The organism is Streptomyces sp. TLI_55, assembly GCF_900206255.1.
Taxonomy (GTDB): Bacteria; Actinomycetota; Actinomycetes; order Streptomycetales; family Streptomycetaceae; genus Streptomyces; species Streptomyces aquilus.
Map to the genome: position 1 here is coordinate 715,618 of NZ_OAOJ01000001.1, position 16,316 is coordinate 731,933.

General features: G+C 71.2%; 15 protein-coding genes. 8 read left to right on the top strand and 7 right to left on the bottom strand.

Features of this window, described 5'->3' with window-relative positions:
- Positions 1-60: 60 nt before the first annotated feature.
- The gene (locus tag CRP56_RS03520; RefSeq protein ID WP_097260080.1) at positions 61-2,445 is read right to left on the bottom strand and encodes a phosphoketolase family protein; all 2,385 of its coding nucleotides are present in this window, start codon (positions 2,443-2,445) and stop codon (positions 61-63) included.
- A 563-nt stretch (positions 2,446-3,008) separates the two neighbouring features.
- Here CRP56_RS03520 and CRP56_RS03525 point away from each other — a divergent pair.
- On the top strand, positions 3,009-3,368 hold the full coding sequence (locus CRP56_RS03525; RefSeq protein ID WP_218877954.1) for a hypothetical protein: 360 nt from the start codon (positions 3,009-3,011) through the stop codon (positions 3,366-3,368).
- A gap of 143 nt (positions 3,369-3,511) precedes the next feature.
- Here CRP56_RS03525 and CRP56_RS03530 read toward each other — a convergent pair whose 3' ends face one another.
- Positions 3,512-4,837 carry an aldehyde dehydrogenase family protein gene (locus CRP56_RS03530; RefSeq protein WP_097260082.1) on the bottom strand — a complete coding sequence of 442 codons (1,326 nt, stop codon included), beginning with the start codon at positions 4,835-4,837 and terminating at the stop codon, positions 3,512-3,514.
- A 122-nt stretch (positions 4,838-4,959) separates the two neighbouring features.
- On the bottom strand, positions 4,960-5,397 hold the full coding sequence (locus tag CRP56_RS03535; RefSeq protein WP_097260084.1) for a MarR family winged helix-turn-helix transcriptional regulator: 438 nt from the start codon (positions 5,395-5,397) through the stop codon (positions 4,960-4,962).
- 78 nt (positions 5,398-5,475) lie between these two features.
- Here CRP56_RS03535 and CRP56_RS03540 point away from each other — a divergent pair, with 78 nt between their 5' ends.
- From CRP56_RS03540 to urtE, 6 genes are all read left to right on the top strand, one after another.
- Complete coding sequence (locus tag CRP56_RS03540; protein WP_097260087.1) at positions 5,476-6,588, top strand: substrate-binding domain-containing protein; 1,113 nt, start codon at positions 5,476-5,478, stop codon at positions 6,586-6,588.
- 207 nt (positions 6,589-6,795) lie between these two features.
- Complete coding sequence (urtA, locus tag CRP56_RS03545) at positions 6,796-8,064, top strand: urea ABC transporter substrate-binding protein (RefSeq protein WP_097260089.1); 1,269 nt, start codon at positions 6,796-6,798, stop codon at positions 8,062-8,064.
- A 63-nt stretch (positions 8,065-8,127) separates the two neighbouring features.
- Positions 8,128-9,024 carry an urea ABC transporter permease subunit UrtB gene (gene urtB / locus CRP56_RS03550; RefSeq protein WP_097260091.1) on the top strand — a complete coding sequence of 299 codons (897 nt, stop codon included), beginning with the start codon at positions 8,128-8,130 and terminating at the stop codon, positions 9,022-9,024.
- Positions 9,021-10,109: an urea ABC transporter permease subunit UrtC gene (gene urtC / locus CRP56_RS03555; protein WP_097260093.1), complete on the top strand. Its 1,089-nt coding sequence runs from the start codon at positions 9,021-9,023 to the stop codon at positions 10,107-10,109. The genes urtB and urtC overlap by 4 nt, the downstream gene beginning before the upstream one ends.
- A complete protein-coding gene (gene urtD / locus CRP56_RS03560) occupies positions 10,106-10,858 on the top strand; it encodes an urea ABC transporter ATP-binding protein UrtD (RefSeq protein ID WP_097260095.1) in 753 nt (250 codons plus the stop codon). Before urtC ends, urtD begins: the two co-directional genes overlap by 4 nt.
- On the top strand, positions 10,858-11,550 hold the full coding sequence (urtE, locus tag CRP56_RS03565) for an urea ABC transporter ATP-binding subunit UrtE (RefSeq protein WP_097260097.1): 693 nt from the start codon (positions 10,858-10,860) through the stop codon (positions 11,548-11,550). Before urtD ends, urtE begins: the two co-directional genes overlap by 1 nt.
- Positions 11,551-11,630: 80 nt before the next feature.
- On the opposite strand, the gene CRP56_RS03570 is transcribed toward urtE, so the two are convergent.
- On the bottom strand, positions 11,631-12,797 hold the full coding sequence (locus tag CRP56_RS03570) for an RNA polymerase sigma factor (protein WP_097260099.1): 1,167 nt from the start codon (positions 12,795-12,797) through the stop codon (positions 11,631-11,633).
- Positions 12,794-13,150 carry a YciI family protein gene (locus CRP56_RS03575; RefSeq protein ID WP_059197049.1) on the bottom strand — a complete coding sequence of 119 codons (357 nt, stop codon included), beginning with the start codon at positions 13,148-13,150 and terminating at the stop codon, positions 12,794-12,796. Before CRP56_RS03575 ends, CRP56_RS03570 begins: the two co-directional genes overlap by 4 nt.
- 98 nt (positions 13,151-13,248) lie before the next feature.
- Here CRP56_RS03575 and CRP56_RS03580 point away from each other — a divergent pair, with 98 nt between their 5' ends.
- Positions 13,249-14,289 carry an acyl-CoA dehydrogenase family protein gene (locus tag CRP56_RS03580; RefSeq protein ID WP_097260102.1) on the top strand — a complete coding sequence of 347 codons (1,041 nt, stop codon included), beginning with the start codon at positions 13,249-13,251 and terminating at the stop codon, positions 14,287-14,289.
- On the opposite strand, the gene CRP56_RS03585 is transcribed toward CRP56_RS03580, so the two are convergent.
- Both CRP56_RS03585 and CRP56_RS03590 read right to left on the bottom strand, forming a co-directional pair.
- Entirely contained in the window at positions 14,286-15,110 is an 825-nt protein-coding gene (locus CRP56_RS03585) for an alpha/beta fold hydrolase (protein ID WP_097260104.1), read from the bottom strand. The genes CRP56_RS03580 and CRP56_RS03585 overlap by 4 nt on opposite strands.
- A 31-nt stretch (positions 15,111-15,141) precedes the next feature.
- Positions 15,142-16,287: an LLM class flavin-dependent oxidoreductase gene (locus CRP56_RS03590; RefSeq protein ID WP_097260106.1), complete on the bottom strand. Its 1,146-nt coding sequence runs from the start codon at positions 16,285-16,287 to the stop codon at positions 15,142-15,144.
- Positions 16,288-16,316 lie beyond the last annotated feature (29 nt).

The window sequence follows — 16,316 nt, forward strand, 5'->3', positions numbered from 1 at the left end:
ACACAGGGTTCGGTGGTGGACGAACCCTTTACGGACTCATGGTTCAGCCGTCGCCATAGTTCAGCCGTCCCAGGACCAGTCCGCCACCTCCGGCAGGTCCGTGCCGTGCTCGCGGATCCAGTCGTGGTGGCGCAGCCGGGTGTCCTCCATCTCCTGGCGTACGGCGGTGGCGCGGACGGCGAGGCCGGGGACGCGGTCGATGACGTCCATGACGAGGCGGTAGCGGTCGAGGTCGTTGCGGACGACCATGTCGAAGGGGGTGGTCGTGGTGCCGTTCTCCTTGTAGCCGCGGACGTGCAGATGGGCGTGGCCGGTGCGGCGGTAGGCGAGGCGGTGGATCAGCCAGGGGTAGCCGTGGTAGGCGAAGATCACCGGCTTGTCCGGGGTGAAGAGGCCGTCGTACTCGAAGTCGCTCATCCCGTGCGGGTGTTCCTCGCTCGGCAGCAGGCGGGCGATGTCGACGACGTTGACGACGCGCACGGCGAGGTCGGGGATGTGGCGGCGGAGCAACTGGGCCGCGGCCAGCACTTCCAGGGTGGGGACGTCGCCCGCGCAGGCCAGCACCACGTCGGGTTCGCGTGTGCCGTCCTCGGTGCCCGCCCAGTCCCAGGCGCCGAGTCCGCGGGCGCAGTGGAGGCGGGCCTGGTCCATGGACAGCCAGTCGTAGCAGGGCTGTTTGCCGGCGACGACGACGTTCACGTAGTCGCGACTGCGCAGCACGTGGTCGGCGACGGACAGCAGGGTGTTGGCGTCCGGCGGGAGGTAGACCCGTACCACCTCCGGGCTCTTGTTGAGGATGTGGTCGACGAAACCGGGGTCCTGGTGGGAGAAGCCGTTGTGGTCCTGGCGCCAGACGTGCGAGGTGAGCAGGTAGTTGAGGGAGGCGATGGGGGCACGCCAGGGCAGCCGGCGGGTGGTGCGCAGCCACTTGATGTGCTGGTTGACCATCGAGTCGACGATGTGGACGAAGGCCTCGTAGCAGGAGAACAGGCCGTGGCGGCCGGTGAGGAGGTAGCCCTCCAGCCAGCCCTGGCAGGTGTGTTCGGAGAGGATCTCCATCACCCGGCCGTGCCGGTCGAGGTGTTCGTCGACCTCGTAGGTGTCGGCCTGCCATGCCTTGCCGCTGGCGGAGTAGACGGCCTGGAGGCGGTTGGAGGCGGTCTCGTCGGGGCCGACGAGGCGGAAGTCGCGGTGGTCGGCGGTGGCCCGCATGACGTGTTCGAGCAAGTCGCCCAGGACGCGGGTGGGTTCGTGGAGGGTGGCGCCGGGCTTGTCGACGGGGACGGCGAACCGCTCCAGTGGCGGCAGGGGCAACGACCGCAGGAGGAGGCCTCCGTTGGCGTGCGGGGTGGCGCCGAGCCGGTGCGGTCCGTCGGGGACGTGGGTGAGGAGGTGGGGGCGCGGGCGGCCCTGCTCGTCGAAGAGTTCCTCGGGCCGGTAGGAGCGCAGCCAGGCCTCCAACTGCCGTAGGTGGTCGGGGTTGTCGCGTACGGCGGACAGCGGGACCTGGTGGGCACGCCAGGTGCCGGCGACGGGCAGGCCGTCGACCTCGGCGGGGCCGGTCCAGCCCTTCGGGGTGCGCAGCACGATCACCGGCCAGCGGGGGCGTTCGCCGGCGTCCTGCTCGCGGGCGGCGTGCTGGATCGCGGCGATGCGGTCGAGGGCGGTGTCGAGGGCCTCGGCCATGGCGCGGTGGACGGTGGCCGGGTCGTCGCCGGTGACGTGGAGCGGGTCGTGGCCGTATCCCCTGAGCAGGGCGTCGAGTTCGTCCTCGGGGATGCGGGCGAGGACGGTCGGGTTGGCGATCTTGTAGCCGTTGAGGTGGAGGATCGGGAGGACGGCGCCGTCGTGGACGGGGTCGAGGAACTTGTTGGAGTGCCAGGACGCGGCCAGCGGGCCGGTCTCGGCCTCGCCGTCGCCGATGACGCAGGCGACGAGGAGGCCGGGGTTGTCGAGTGCGGCGCCGTAGGCGTGCGAGAGGGAGTAGCCGAGTTCGCCGCCCTCGTGGATCGAGCCGGGGGTCTCGGGGGCGACGTGGCTGGGGACGCCGCCGGGGAACGAGAACTGTTTGAACAGCCGGGCCATGCCCTGCGCGTCCCGGGTGACGTCCGGGTACGTCTCGCTGTACGAGCCCTCCAGCCAGGCGTTGGCGAGGACGGCGGGGCCGCCGTGTCCGGGGCCCCAGACGCACAGGGCGTCCAGGTCACGGGCCTTGATCACCCGGTTGAGGTGGGTGTGGACGAGGTTGAGGCCGGGCGAGGTGCCCCAGTGGCCGAGGAGCCGCGGCTTGACGTGCTCCGGGCGCAGCGGCTCGGTCAGCAGGGGGTTGGCCATGAGGTAGATCTGGCCGACGGCGAGGTAGTTCGCCGCGCGCCAGTGGGCGTCCAGGGAGGTCAGCTCCTCGTCCGTGAGTACGCCGGGCTGTCGCTGGGTGGCGGCGGACATGGGTTCCCCTTCCGGTCGGTGTCGGGGTACGGCGGGCGTCGGGGTTCGGTGGGCGCGTGCGAGTGGCGGTGCCCAGATCCACCCTGACCCGCCGCGCCGGGTACCCGACAGGGCCGACCGGGCTACATGAAGGGGGTAGATGGGGCCCGGTGGGGAGGCGCGTGGGTTGCCGTACCTGCTGTGTCCGCCGACGAGAGCGCGTCCGGTGACCAGGTCGTACTCGATGCGGGCGAAGGCCTCCCGGGGGTGGAGGCGCAGGTGAGCGGGCCGGAGCGGGACAGGCGTTGGTGTGTGCGGGCCGGTCGCTGACGACGGCGGCGTGCCCGGTGACGACGACACTCCGAGCCGGCGTGCGCGATGCGGCCGGTGGGAGCGGTCCGGTCCGGTAGACGCCCGCGGGATGATGAGTCCTTCGATCGGACAGGGGCGGCGGAGGCTTCGGATGGGGTACGAGTTGCAGGCCGCGGTCGCGGGAGACGGGCTGCTGCGGGCGGCGGCGCGGGACATCCCCGGCGCGCACGCGGTACCTCTGCTCCAGGGCCTGTCGCTGCTGCCGATGACCGATGAGCTCTTCGACGCGGTCACGGACGGCAGCCCCGCGGGTCCCCTCGGGTTCTGGAAGCTCCCCGGCGGCTTCGAGGGGGCTGCTCGCCCAGTGGTCCGCGGCCGGGCCCATCGCCTACGTCGAGGCCGAGTATTTCGGGGGCGTCGGCGGGCAGCGTGCCGCCGCCTGGGACGGCGGGACCCTGGCTCTCGGGCCGCTGGGAAAGGCCACCCGGCGCGGACTTCGCACCGTCAGCCCGGTCTCTCAGGCCCTACGCCGCCTCGGCGCGCGCCGAAGCCTCGGGGAGGACGAGTTCTCGGCCGTCGGCCTGGACCGCCACCGCCACACCGACGACTGGATCTCGGCCCGGTCAGGGTGAGCCGAGCCAGGGTGAGGCCGACACAGGCTGCTACCCGACCGGGGTGAGCCTAGCCGGGCTGAGGCCGGCCCGGCTCGAAGGCTGGTCGGGTCACGGGTTGGCAGCGAGTCATTGGCCTGTCGGGCTTTCAGGGCGTCCCGGCCTCAGCCCAACGGCTTGTTCAGGATCGCCTTGCGGTGGCTGAACGTCTCGATCGAGTAGCGGCCGTGGTAGTTGCCCATGCCGCTCTCGCCGACGCCGCCGAAGGGGAGGTCGGAGACGGTGAGGTGGGCGAGGGGGAGGCCGTAGCCGAGGCCGCCGGAGGAGGTTTCCGCGGCGAGGCGGGCGCGGGTGTCCTCGGACTCGGCGAAGACGTACAGGGCGAGCGGCTTGTCGCGGTCGTTGATGAAGTCGATCGCCTGGTCGAGGTCCGGCACGGTGACGATCGGGAGGATCGGGCCGAAGATCTCCTCCTGCATGACGGGCGACGCGGGGTCGACGTCCGCGAGGACGGTCGGGGCGATGTACTTCTGGGCGCGGTCGGTGTCGCCGCCCACGACCACGCGGCCCGAGTCGAGCAGCCCGCTGAGCCGGTCGAAGTGGCGTTCGTTGACGATCCGGCCGTACTCGCCGGAGGCGGCCGCGTCGGTGCCGTACACCGCCTCGACCGCCTTCGCCAGCAGGGGCTCCAGGGCCGCCGCCGTCTCCGGGTCGGTCAGGACGTAGTCGGGGGCCACGCAGGTCTGGCCGGCGTTGAGGAACTTGCCGCGGGCGAGACGGTCGGCGACGACGGCGAGGTCCGCGTCGGGGGCGACGAACGCCGGGGACTTGCCGCCGAGTTCGAGGGTGACCGGGGTGAGGTGCTCGGCGGCGGCGCGCATGACGATGCGGCCGACGGTGCCGTTACCGGTGTAGAAGATGTGGTCGAACCGCTCCGCCAGCAGCGCCGTCGTCTCCGGGACACCGCCCTCGACGACCGCGAACGTCTCGGTGTCGAGGTACTCGGGCAGCAGCCGGGCCAGCGCGGCCGACGTCGCGGGGGCCAGCTCGCTCGGCTTCACGACCACGGCGTTGCCCGCGGCCAGGGCGCCCACGACCGGCGCGAGCAGCAGCTGGGCGGGGTAGTTCCAGGGCGCGATGACGAGGACGACGCCGAGCGGGTCGTACTGCGTCCAGGCGGTCGCGTCGGTGCCGAGGTGCGCGGGGACCGGCGCGGACTCGGGGCGCAGCCACTCCTCGAGGTGGTCGAGGGTGTGGTCGATCTCGCGGATCGTGAAGTCGATCTCGGTGCGGTAGGCCTCGGTGGAGCTCTTGCCCAGGTCGGCGTGGAGGGCGGCGGCGAGCTCCGCGCCGCGTTCCGTGAGCAGTTCGCGGAGCCGGCGCAGCTGCGTGGTGCGCCAGGCGAGGGGCTTGGTGCGGCCGGTGCGGAAGGCGGCGCGCAGTCGGGCCACGACGTCGGCGGGCTGCTCGGGGGTCGGCTGCTGGTTCACGGTGCCTCACTGGTGCTGCACGGGCCGCTGGGCACGGCCTCGACGGTTAGATGCAAATGCCAACCTTTTCTACACCGAAATACATTCCCTCACCACGTACATAACTTTGCGCTACGGGTTGATCACACTCTGCTGGTCGCGTCGAGCGTGCCCGCCAACCGCTCCAGCAGCCCCCGCAGCAGCTCCTCGTCCCCGTCGCTCAGCGCGGGCCAGTCGGCGCGGACCGCGCGGTCGACGCGCCGCCAGTACTCCTGGCCGCGCGGGGTGAGGTGGGCGAGGATGCGCCGCCGGTCCAGCGGGTCCACCCGGCGGTGGACGAGGTTCTGGTCGACGAGGTGGTCCACGAGCTTGGTCAGCGTCGGCGGCGGCAGGAAGGCGGCCTCGGCGATCGCCGTCATGTGGTGCCCCTGCCCGTCGGAGAGCAGCCCGAGCACCCGCCAGGCGTCGAGCGAGCAGCCCTCCTCGTCCAGCACCGCCTGGAGGCGTCGCGCCGCCAGCCGCTCGGCCCGGGTCAGAAGCTGCACCAGGTCGCGTGGCTGACGCGGTGATGAGGGGGGCATCGCGCTCCTAGGTCACGGGGTGCGTACATCGTATGAGACAGGCTGGAGTTCACCGGGCGGACCCGAAATCATGACGGCATGTTCCGGCCTCGTCCACCCGCCCCCGACTGGTTCACCGCCGACGCCTCCGTGCTCGGCGTGGCCCTGGTCTTCCCGTTGCAGGGGCCCGCCGGGATCTTCGGGCCGACCTGCGAGTTGTGCGCGCAGCTCGCGGCCGAGGAGGTCAACCGGGCGGGCGGGGTCCTCGGGCGGGAGGTGAAGCTGCTGCCCGTCGACGGGGGCGCCCCGCCGCGGGAGATCGCCGACCATGTCGAGGCGCTGGTGGACCTGGGGGTCGTGCAGGGGGTCACGGGCTGGCACATCTCCTCGGTGCGGCAGGCGCTGGCGCCGAGGATCGCCCATCGGGTGCCGTACGTCTACACCGCGCTGTACGAGGGCGGCGAGCACACCGCCGGGGTGTTCCTGACGAGCGAGACACCGCGCGACCAACTGCGTCCCGCGATGGGACTGTTGGCACATGAGCGCGGGGTGCGGCGCTGGTTCGTCGTCGGCAACGACTATGTGTGGCCGCGGCGCACGGCACGGGCGGCGCACGCGTACGCCCGCGAGTCCGGCGGGGTGATCGGCGGCGAGGTCTATCTCCCGCTCGGCACCCATGACTTCGAGCCCGTCCTGCGGCGCATCGAGCGCTCGGACGCGGACGGGGTGCTGATGCTGCTGGTCGGCAGTGACGCCGTGCGCTTCAACCGGGCGTTCGCCGCCTACGGGTTGCCCGCGCGCTGTCTGCGGCTCAGCACGCTCATGGACGAGAACATGCTGATGGCGAGCGGCCCTTCGGCCACCGAGGACCTCTACAGCACCGCAGGCTTCTTCGCCTCGCTCGCCAACCAGGACACCCTCGACCTCCACGGCCAGTACGCCGACCGGTACGGCATCGAGGCGCCCGCGCTCGGCAGTCTCGGCGAATCCTGTTACGAGGGCGTGCTGTTGCTCGCCGCGCTGCTCAAGCGGGCCGGGACGCTCGACGTGACGGCGATCGGGGCGGCGGCCGGGACGGTGTCGTACGAGGGTCCGCGCGGCCTGATGCATCTGCGGGACCGGCATGTGCGGCAGCGGATCTATCTGGCGCGCGCGGACGGGCTGGACTTCGATGTCCTGACGGAGCTCGATCTGCACAGCACCCGCCCTTGACAGGCGCCCGGCGCCGCCAAGATACTTCCCACAGAAAGTAATTAGAATGCCTCGGGCGAATTGTGATTTCTGTTTCCGAATGCAGATCACACGCTGTCCGGGGCGTTTTTTGTTGCCTCCGGGAAAGTCGAGCGAAACACCCTGGAAACAGGGGGACTTGAGTCTGTGGACCGCACTTCAGCAGGCCGTTCACCCTAGGGGGTTGGTTTGTCCAGCGGTTCCCGCAGTTCCCGTGTTCCTCGCCGTGGCTTCCTCGCCGTCGGCGCCGCCCTCACGGCGGTCGTGACGCTGTCCGCGTGTGGCGCCAAGACCGACGCGGCCGGCTCGTCGTCCGACAAGGCGGCGAAGATCGACGTCAGCGGTGACACCGTCAAGGTCGGTCTGCTCAACTCGCTGTCCGGCACGATGGCGATCAGCGAGGTGACCGTCCGCGACTCGCTGAAGCTCGCCATCGACGAGATCAACGCCTCCGGCGGCGTGCTGGGCAAGAAGATCAAGCCGATCAGCGAGGACGGCGCCTCCGACTGGCCGACCTTCGCCGAGAAGGCGCAGAAGCTCATCAAGGAGGACGGGGTCGCGGCCACCTTCGGCTGCTGGACCTCCGCCAGCCGCAAGGCCGTCAAGCCCGTCTTCGAGAAGAACAAGTCGCTGCTGTTCTACCCGGTGCAGTACGAGGGGTTGGAGCAGTCGCCGTACATCTTCTACACCGGCGCCACCACCAACCAGCAGATCGTCCCGGCCCTCGACTACCTCAAGAGCAAGGGCCTCAAGAAGCTGTACCTGGTCGGCAGCGACTACGTCTTCCCGCGCACCGCCAACAAGGAGATCAAGGCGTACGCGAAGGCCAACGGCATGACGATCCTCGGCGAGGACTACGCGCCGCTGGGGTCCACGGAGTTCTCCACGATCGCCAACAAGGTGAAGGCGTCGAAGGCGGACGCCGTCTTCAACACCCTCAACGGCGACTCCAACGTGGCCTTCTTCAAGGAGTACAAGTCGGCCGGTCTGACCGCCAAGTCGATGCCGGTCGTCTCGGTGTCGATCGCCGAGGAGGAGGTCAAGTCGATCGGCACGCAGTACCTGGCGGGCCAGTTGACGGCCTGGAACTACTACCAGACCACCACGGGCGCGGCGAACGCGAAGTTCGTGAAGGCGTACAAGGCCAAGTACGGCCAGGACAAGCCGACCAGTGACCCGATGGAGGCCGCCTACACCTCGGTCTACCTGTGGAAGGCCATGGTCGAGAAGGCGAAGTCCTTCGACCCGGAGAAGGTGAAGGCCGCCTCCGACGGCATCACCTTCGACGCCCCCGAGGGCAAGGTCACCGTCGACGGCGCCACGCAGCACGTCTACAAGACCGCCCGCATCGGCGAGATCGGGACCGACGGCCAGATCAAGGAGGTCTGGAACTCCGGCAAGCCCGTCAAGCCGGACCCGTTCCTCAAGGGCTACTCCTGGGCCTCCGGCCTGTCCTGACCGACCGTCATCCCCCGCGGGGTCCTCAGGGGCCCCGCGGCGGCCGTCCCCCGGAGCCGCCTCATGACCGTGATCCTCGGTCAGACCTTCACCGGCATCAGCATCGGTGCCGTCCTGCTGCTCATCGCGCTCGGCCTCTCGCTCACCTTCGGCCAGATGAACGTCATCAACATGGCCCACGGCGAGTTCATCATGGCGGGCGCCTACACGACGTACGTCCTGCAGAAGTCCATTTCGAGTGCGGGAATTTCGCTGCTGGTCGCTCTGCCCGTCGCATTTCTCGTCTCGGGCGCGCTCGGCGCGTTGCTGGAATGGCTGCTGATTCGCCGCCTGTATCTGCGGCCACTCGACACCCTTCTCGTCACCTGGGGCGTCTCATTGATGCTCCAGCAACTCGCCCGGGACATTTTCGGCGCCCCGAATGTGCAGACCCGCGCGCCCGACTGGCTGACCGGCAACATCACGGTCATCGGCGGCGACGACCCGCTCACCTTCGCCAACAGCCGGCTGTTCATCCTGGGGCTGGCGGTCGCGGCGGTCGTCGCGCTGTCGCTGACCCTGCGGCTCACGCCGCTGGGCAGGCGCATCCGGGCCGTGGTGCAGAACCGGGACCTCGCCGAGGTGTCCGGCATCTCGACCTCCACCGTGGACCGGACGGCGTTCTTCCTCGGCTCCGGGCTCGCGGGCGTCGCCGGGGTCGCGCTGACGCTGGTCGGGCCGATCGGGCCGACGATGGGCACCAACGTCATCATCGACGCCTTCCTGGTGATCGTGGTCGGCGGCATCGGACAGCTCAAGGGCACGGTCATCGTGGCGTTCGTGCTGGGCGTGCTCCAGTCGGTCCTGGAGTACTCCACGACCGTCAGCGTCGCCAAGGTGCTGGTGCTCGTCGCGATCGTCGCGTTCCTCCAGTGGCGGCCCCAGGGGCTGTACACGCTGCGCACGAGGAGTCTCGTATGAACGTCCTCACAGGCCGCTCGGCACGTGCGTGGGCGGGGTTCGCCGGTGCCGCGGTCGTCCTCTTCGCGATCGCCCCGCTCGCCCTGTCGGACTTCCGGCTCGGACTGCTCGCCAAGTACCTGTGCACGGCCATGGTCGCCGTCGGCATCTGTCTGGCCTGGGGCCGCGGCGGACTGCTGACGCTGGGTCAGGGCGTGTTCTTCGGGCTCGGCGGCTACGCCATGGCGATGCATCTGAAGATCGCCGACGCCGGGCCAGGCAACCTGCCCGACTTCATGCAGCTGTACGGCACCGCCACCGAACTCCCTTGGTGGTGGAAGCCGTTCGAGAACCCGGCCTTCGCGCTGGCGGCGACCGTGCTGCTGCCGATGGCGGTGGCCGCGCTGCTCGGGCTGTTCATCTTCCGGCGCCGGGTCAAGGGCGCGTACTTCGCGATCCTCAGCCAGGCCCTCGCCGCCGCGCTGGCCATCTGGCTGGTCGGCCAGCAGGCCACGACCGGCGGCACCAACGGACTCACCGACATCCAGGGCTTCTTCGGGTACTCCCTCGACGACCCGGTCAACCAGCGGTTGGTGTACTTCGTCATCGCCGCCGCCCTGCTGCTGCTCATGGCGATCGCCCGGCAGCTGATCAACAGCCGGTACGGCGAACTCCTGGTGGCCGTACGGGACTCGGAGGAGCGGGTGCGCTTCCTCGGGTACGACCCGGCGAACGTCAAGCTCGTCGCGTACGTCGTCGCCGCCGGCATGGCGGGGCTGGCGGGCGCGCTGTTCGTGCCGGCGGTCGGCATCATCTCGCCCGCGCTGATCGGCATCGTCCCGTCCATCGAGTTCGTCATCGGCGCCGCGGTGGGCGGCCGGGCCAGCCTGGTCGGCGCGGTGCTCGGCGCGGTCGCGGTCGCCTGGGCCAAGACCGCGCTGTCGGAGGAGTTCCCCGCCGCCTGGACGTACTTCCAGGGGCTGCTGTTCATCGTGGCGCTGGCCTTCCTGCCGGGCGGGCTGGCCTCGCTGGCGGTGCTCGTACGCCGGCGCAAGGCATCCCCGGCGAAGAAGACGGCGGCCGTCCCGTTGGGAGAAGCAGCATGAGCGAGTTGGAGATACGCGGGCTGCGGGTGACCTTCGACGGGTTCACCGCCGTCGACGGGGTGGACCTCGACGTCGCCCCGGGCGATCTGCGGTTCCTGATCGGGCCCAACGGCGCGGGCAAGACGACCCTCGTCGACGCGGTCACCGGGCTGGTGAAGGCGGAGGGCTCGGCCAAGTTCGGCGGCGCGGAACTGCTCGGGCGGCCCGTGCACCGGATCGCCCGGTCCGGCATCGGTCGGACCTTCCAGACCGCCACCGTCTTCGAGGAGTTGACGGTCCTTCAGAACCTGGACATCGCGGCGGGCGCGGGCCGGAGCATGTGGACCATGCTGCGACGCCGCAAGGACGTCCCGGAAGCGGTCGCGCGGGCCATGGAGACGGTCGGCCTCACCGAGCTCGCCGACTCCCCCGCCGGCACCCTCGCCCACGGGCAGAAGCAGTGGCTGGAGATCGGCATGCTGCTGGTGCAGGACGTGAAGCTGCTGCTGCTCGACGAGCCGGTGGCCGGCATGAGCCACGACGAACGGCAGGCGACCGGCGAGCTGTTGCAGCGCATCAGCGAGGAGCGCACGGTCGTCGTCATCGAGCACGACATGGACTTCATGCGGTCCTTCGCGCGCAGCGTCAGCGTGCTGCACGCCGGCAAGGTGCTCAGCGAGGGGACGGTGGCGCAGGTGCAGGCGGACCCGAAGGTGCAGGAGGTGTACCTCGGGCACGTGGAGGACACCGCCGTGGTTCAGGAGGCGTGATGCTCGAGATCGACGACGTCCGGGTCGGCTACCACCGCAGCACGGTCCTGCACGGAGTGTCCGTGACCGTCCCGAAGGACGGCGTGGCGGCCGTGCTGGGCCACAACGGCGCGGGCAAGAGCACGCTGCTGCGTGCGGCCGTGGGCCTGCTCACGCCGGTCGGCGGGACGATCCGGCTGGACGGCGAGGACATCACCCGCCGCAAGCCGCACGAGCGGGTCGCGCGCGGGATGGCGTACGTCCCGCAGGGCCAGCAGTCGTTCCCGCACCTCACCACCGCCGAGAACCTCCAACTCGTCGCCGACGGCCGCAAACGCGGCAGGGCGGCGGTGGCGGAGGCGCTGGACCTCTTCCCCGCCCTCAGGACGCTGTCGAACCGTCGCGCCGGGCTGCTCTCGGGCGGCCAGCGGCAGCAACTCGCCATCGCCCGCGCCCTGGTGACGGAGCCTCGGATCCTGCTCCTCGACGAGCCGACCGAGGGCATCCAGCCGTCGGTGGTCGCCGAGATCGAGGAGACGATCCTCGCCCTCGCGGCCCGGGGCGGGCTGTCGGTGCTGCTGGTCGAGCAGCACGTCGGCTTCGCGATGCGGGCCGCCGAGCGCTACTACGTCCTGGAGGCGGGCCGGGTGACCTCCTCCGGCGAGGGCGGCAAGGAGTCGGAGGGGGCGGTGCGGGAGGCGCTCAGCGTGTGAGGCACTCCATGCAGGCGCGCTAGGCGTGTGGCGCACTCCATGTAGGCGGCTCAGCGTGTGAGCACTCCATGCAGGCGGGCTCAGCGTGTGAAGCGCTCCAGATAGGCGCGCTCGGCCGGACTGCCGCTCAAGGCGACGGCAGCCTCGTACTCCTGTCGGGCCTCCACGTCCCGGCCCAGCCGGCGCAGCAGGTCCGCACGGACGGCGTGCAGGACGTGGTAGCGGTCGAGGTCGAGGGCGTCGACGAGGTCGAGGGCCGGTTCCGGGCCCTCGACCTCGGCCACGGCGACCGCCCGGTTCAACGCCACGACCGGGCTGGGGGCCAGCGCCATCAGCTGGTCGTACAGCTGGAGGATCTGCCCCCAGTCGGTGGGCGGCGCGTCGCTGTGGACGGCCTGGATGGCGGCCTGGATCTGGTACGGCCCCGGCTGGTTGCGGCGCAGACACCGTCGTACGAGAGCATGCCCCTCGGCCACGAGCGCGCGGTCCCAGCGGTCGCGGTCCTGCTCGGGCAGCGGGACGAGGACCCCGTCGGCGTCCTCCCGGGCCGCCCTGCGGGACTCGACCAGCAGCATCAGCGCGAGCAGGCCCGTGGCCTCGGGCTCGTCCGGCATCAGCTCGGTCAGCAGCCGGCCGAGGCGGATCGCCTCCGCGCACAGGTCGGCCGAGCCCTCGTTGAAGATCAGGTAGATGACCGCGAGGACCCCTTTGAGCCGGTCCGGGAGGTCGGCGTCACGGGGCACCCGGTACGGGATGCGGGCGTCGCGGATCTTCGCCTTGGCGCGGACCAGGCGCTGGGCCATGGTCGGCTCGGGCACCAGGAAGGCGCGGGCGATCTGGGGTGTGGTGAGTCCGCCGAGGAGGCGCAGGGTCAGGGCGACCTGGGCCTGAGGGGCGAGCGCGGGGTGGCAGCAGGTGAAGATCAGACGGAGCCGGTCGTCGCGCACGGGGCCCTCCTCGGCCGGTGCGTCGGGGGTGTGCAGCAGAGCGGCCTCGGCGTGCCGGGCCTCGCGTGAGGACTCGCGGCGCAGCCGGTCGATCGCCCGGTTGCGGGCGGTGGTGATGATCCAGCCGGCCGGGCTCGGCGGTACGCCGGTCTCCGGCCAGCGCCGTACGGCCGTGGTGAAGGCGTCCTGGACCGCTTCCTCGGCGAGGTCGATGTCGCCGAGGAAGCGGACGAGGACGGCGACGGCGCGGCCGTACTCCGCGCGGAAGACGGCCTCGACGTCGACGGGCTGCCCTGTCACTCCTCCGCCTGGTGCATGAACGGGCGCACCTCGATGGGCAGCGTGGTGGCCCAGGTCGCCTTCCTGCCCCACTCCAGGGCCGCGTCCAGGTCGGGGGCCTTGATCAGGCAGATGCCGCCGAGGTACTCCTTGCCCTCGGCGTACGGCCCGTCGGTGATCAGGACGTCGCCGTCGCTCGGGCGCAGCACGGTGGCCGTCTCGGGGCCGTGCAGCCCGCCCGCGAAGACCCAGGCGTCCGCCGCGCGCAGCTCGTCGTGGAAGGTGTCGAGGTTGCGGACGATCTCCGCCATGGCCTCGGGCCCGGGCGGCGTCCCGTCGGTCGGGGTGATCACACTGAGCAGGTAGTACTGCATGACGTCCTCCTTGGCGTCGTGTCCTTCTCTCACCTCCTACACGAACGGCACACCCCCGGATCGACACCGCGCACGACGAGATCGGGAGAATCCTTCCCATGACCACCTCGCCACTGATCGCCCGCGCCCGGCAGCTCGCCGACACCCTCCTCGTCCCGAACGCGGAGCGAGTCGATCAGGCGGAGGTGCCCGCGAGCCACCTCGACGCGATCCGGCGCTCGGGCCTGCTCGGGGTGAGCGCGCCGGAGGCGTACGGCGGGGCCGGCGCCCCCGACTCCGTGGCGCGGGAGGTCCAGGAGATCCTGGCCGGGGCGTGCTGCTCGACCTGGTTCGTGCAGACCCAGCACCACACGCCGGTTCGGATGCTGGCGAAGTCCGAACTCCCGCTGCGCGAAAGCCTGTTGCGGCCGCTCGCGACCGGCGAGCTGCTGGCCGGGATCGCGTACGCCCATGTCCGGGCCTTCCCGCGCGTCGTCGTACGGGCCACGGCGGAGCGCGACGGCTGGCGGTTCGACGGGACCGTGCCCTGGTACACGGGCTGGGGGCTGAACGATGTCATGCTGCTGGCGGGGATCACCGACGCGGACGAGATCGTGTTCGCGTTCGCCGACGCCCGCGAGCAGCCGGGGCTGCGGCCCTCGGCGCCGATGCGGCTGGCCGCGCTGACGGCTGCCCGTACGGTCTCCCTGGAGCTGGACGGGCTGTGGCTGCCGGAGTCGTCCGTGCTGCTGCGCACCCCGCAGGAGAAGTTCGCCCTCCTCGACATCCCGCGCAGCACCAACGCCTCCCCGGCCGTCTTCGGGCTGGCGTACGCCGCGCTGCGGATCGTGGCGGAGAGCGGCGAGCCGGAGACGGCCGAGGCGCTGCGCGGGGGCGTCGACGAGGTCCGCCGGGAGGCCTACGCGCTGGCCGACCACCCCGTCGCGCACGAGCACGTCGAGGAGCGGCTCGCCCTGCGGACACGCGCGTACGACCTGATGCGGGCGGCCACGACAGCGGCGGTCGTGTCCGGCGGCGGCCGCACCATGGACCTGCGCAACCCGGCCCAACGGCTGGCCCGCGAGGGGATGTTCCTGCTGATCCAGGGCCAGACGTCGGTCGTGCGGCGGGCGCATCTGGACGCGCTGGGCAGGCCCTAATTCAGGAAATCGAGCAGGGCGGCGGTCAGTTGTGCCGGTGCGTCTTCCTGTACGAGGTGGCCGGCGCCGGGGATGAGTTCGAGACGGGCGCCGGGGATGCGGGCGGCGAGTTCGTGGCCCTTGGTGACGGGGATCCAGGTGTCGTCCTCGCCCCAGCAGATCAGGGTCGGGATCGCGATCTCTCCGTACCGGTCCTCGATCTCGTCGGTGTAGGCCTGGTCCGCCTGGGCGATCTGACGGTAGAAGGCGGCCTGTCCCTCGTCGCCGAGCCAGGGCTGGACGAGCCGGTCGAGGACCGCGGGGTGCAGGCCGGGGCTGCTGGCCGAGGTGACGTACTCGCGGACCAGGGCCCGGTGCAGGGCGGGCGGGAGTTGCTCGAAGACGTCCGAGGACTTGCCGACGAGGCGAAAGAAGGGCGAGCCCCAGGGGGCCAGCGCCACCGGGTCGACCAACGCGAGCGCGTGGTAGCGGGCGCCGTGCAGCAGATGGGCGCGCAGCGCCACCGCGCCGCCGAAGTCGTGGGCCACCACCCGGGGTTGGTCCAGTTCCCAGTGCGCCAGGAGTTCGGTGAAGACCCTCCCCTGGGCGGCCAGGGAGACGTCCTGGCCCGCGGACATCCGCGAGGTCCCGTAGCCGGGCATGTCCCACACGAACACCTGGTGGCGGCGGGCGAGCGCGCGGGCCACGGCACGCCACACGTACGAGGAGAACGGCGTGCCGTGGTTGAGGACGACCGGCGGGCGACCGGGTTCACCGAGGCGGTCCCAGCGGACCTCCCCGGACGTGCTGCGGTAGCTCCTGGTCAGCTGCCACTCACCCACGGACTCGCTCCTCTCCGTCAGCCTGACGGCTTCAACTCGCGAACGGCACCTGTGCCGAAGAGGTGATCGCCTTCCCGGCCGGGTGCTGCCACAAACCCTGCGCGGCCAGCCGCGGGAGCACTCCCTCACCGAACCAGTAGGCCTCCTCCAGGTGCGGGTAGCCGGAGAGGACGAACTCGTCGATGCCGAGGGCGTGGTACTCCTTGATCCGCTCGGCGACCTCGTCGTGGCTGCCGACCAGGGCGGTGCCCGCGCCGCCGCGCACCAGGCCGATGCCGGCCCAGAGGTTGGGGTGGATCTCCAGGCCGTCCCGGTTGCCGCCGCCGTGCAGGGCGAGCATGCGCCGCTGTCCCTCGGACTCGCTGCGGGCGAGCCCGGCCTGCACGGACTTCACGGTCTCCGGGTCGAAGCCGTCGAGGAGCCGGTTCGCCTCGGCCCACGCCTGTTCCGAGGTGTCGCGGGTGATGACGTGCAGCCGGATGCCGAAGCGCAGGGTGCGGCCCTGCCGCGCCGCCAGCCCGCGCACCCACGCGATCTTCTCCGCGACCTGGGCGGGCGGCTCGCCCCAGGTGAGGTACACGTCCACGTGCTTGGCCGCGACCTCGCCGGCGATGGGCGACGAGCCGCCGAAGTACACCTCGGGGACCGGGTCGGGCAACCGGGCCAGCTTCGCGTCCTCGACCCGCAGGTGCTCGCCCTTCAGGTCGACCGTCTTGCCGTCCCACAACCCCCGTACGACTTCCAGGAATTCGTCGGTACGGCGATAGCGGCCGTCCTTGTCGAGGAAGTCGCCGTAGGCCCGCTGCTCATGGCTCTCGCCGCCGGTGACGACGTTGAGCAGGAGCCGTCCGCCGGACTGGCGCTGGAAGGTGGACGCCATCTGCGCGGCCAGCGTGGGCGAGACGAAGCCGGGTCGGAAAGCGACCAGGAACTTCAGGCGCTCGGTGTTCTGGCTGACCATCGCGGTCGTCAGCCACGCGTCCTCGCACCAGGCGCCGGTCGGCGTGAGCGCGCCGACGAAGCCGAGGTCCTCGGCGGCCCGGGCGATCTGGCTCAGGTAGGCCACCGTCGGCGGCCGGTCCCGTCCGGAGACGGTGGCCGGGGTGCCGTGGCCGCCGCCGACGACATGCCGGCTGTCGCCGTTGGTGGGCAGGAACCAGTGGAAGGTGAGGGACACGTGGGGGTCTCCGTTCGTGGGGCTGATGC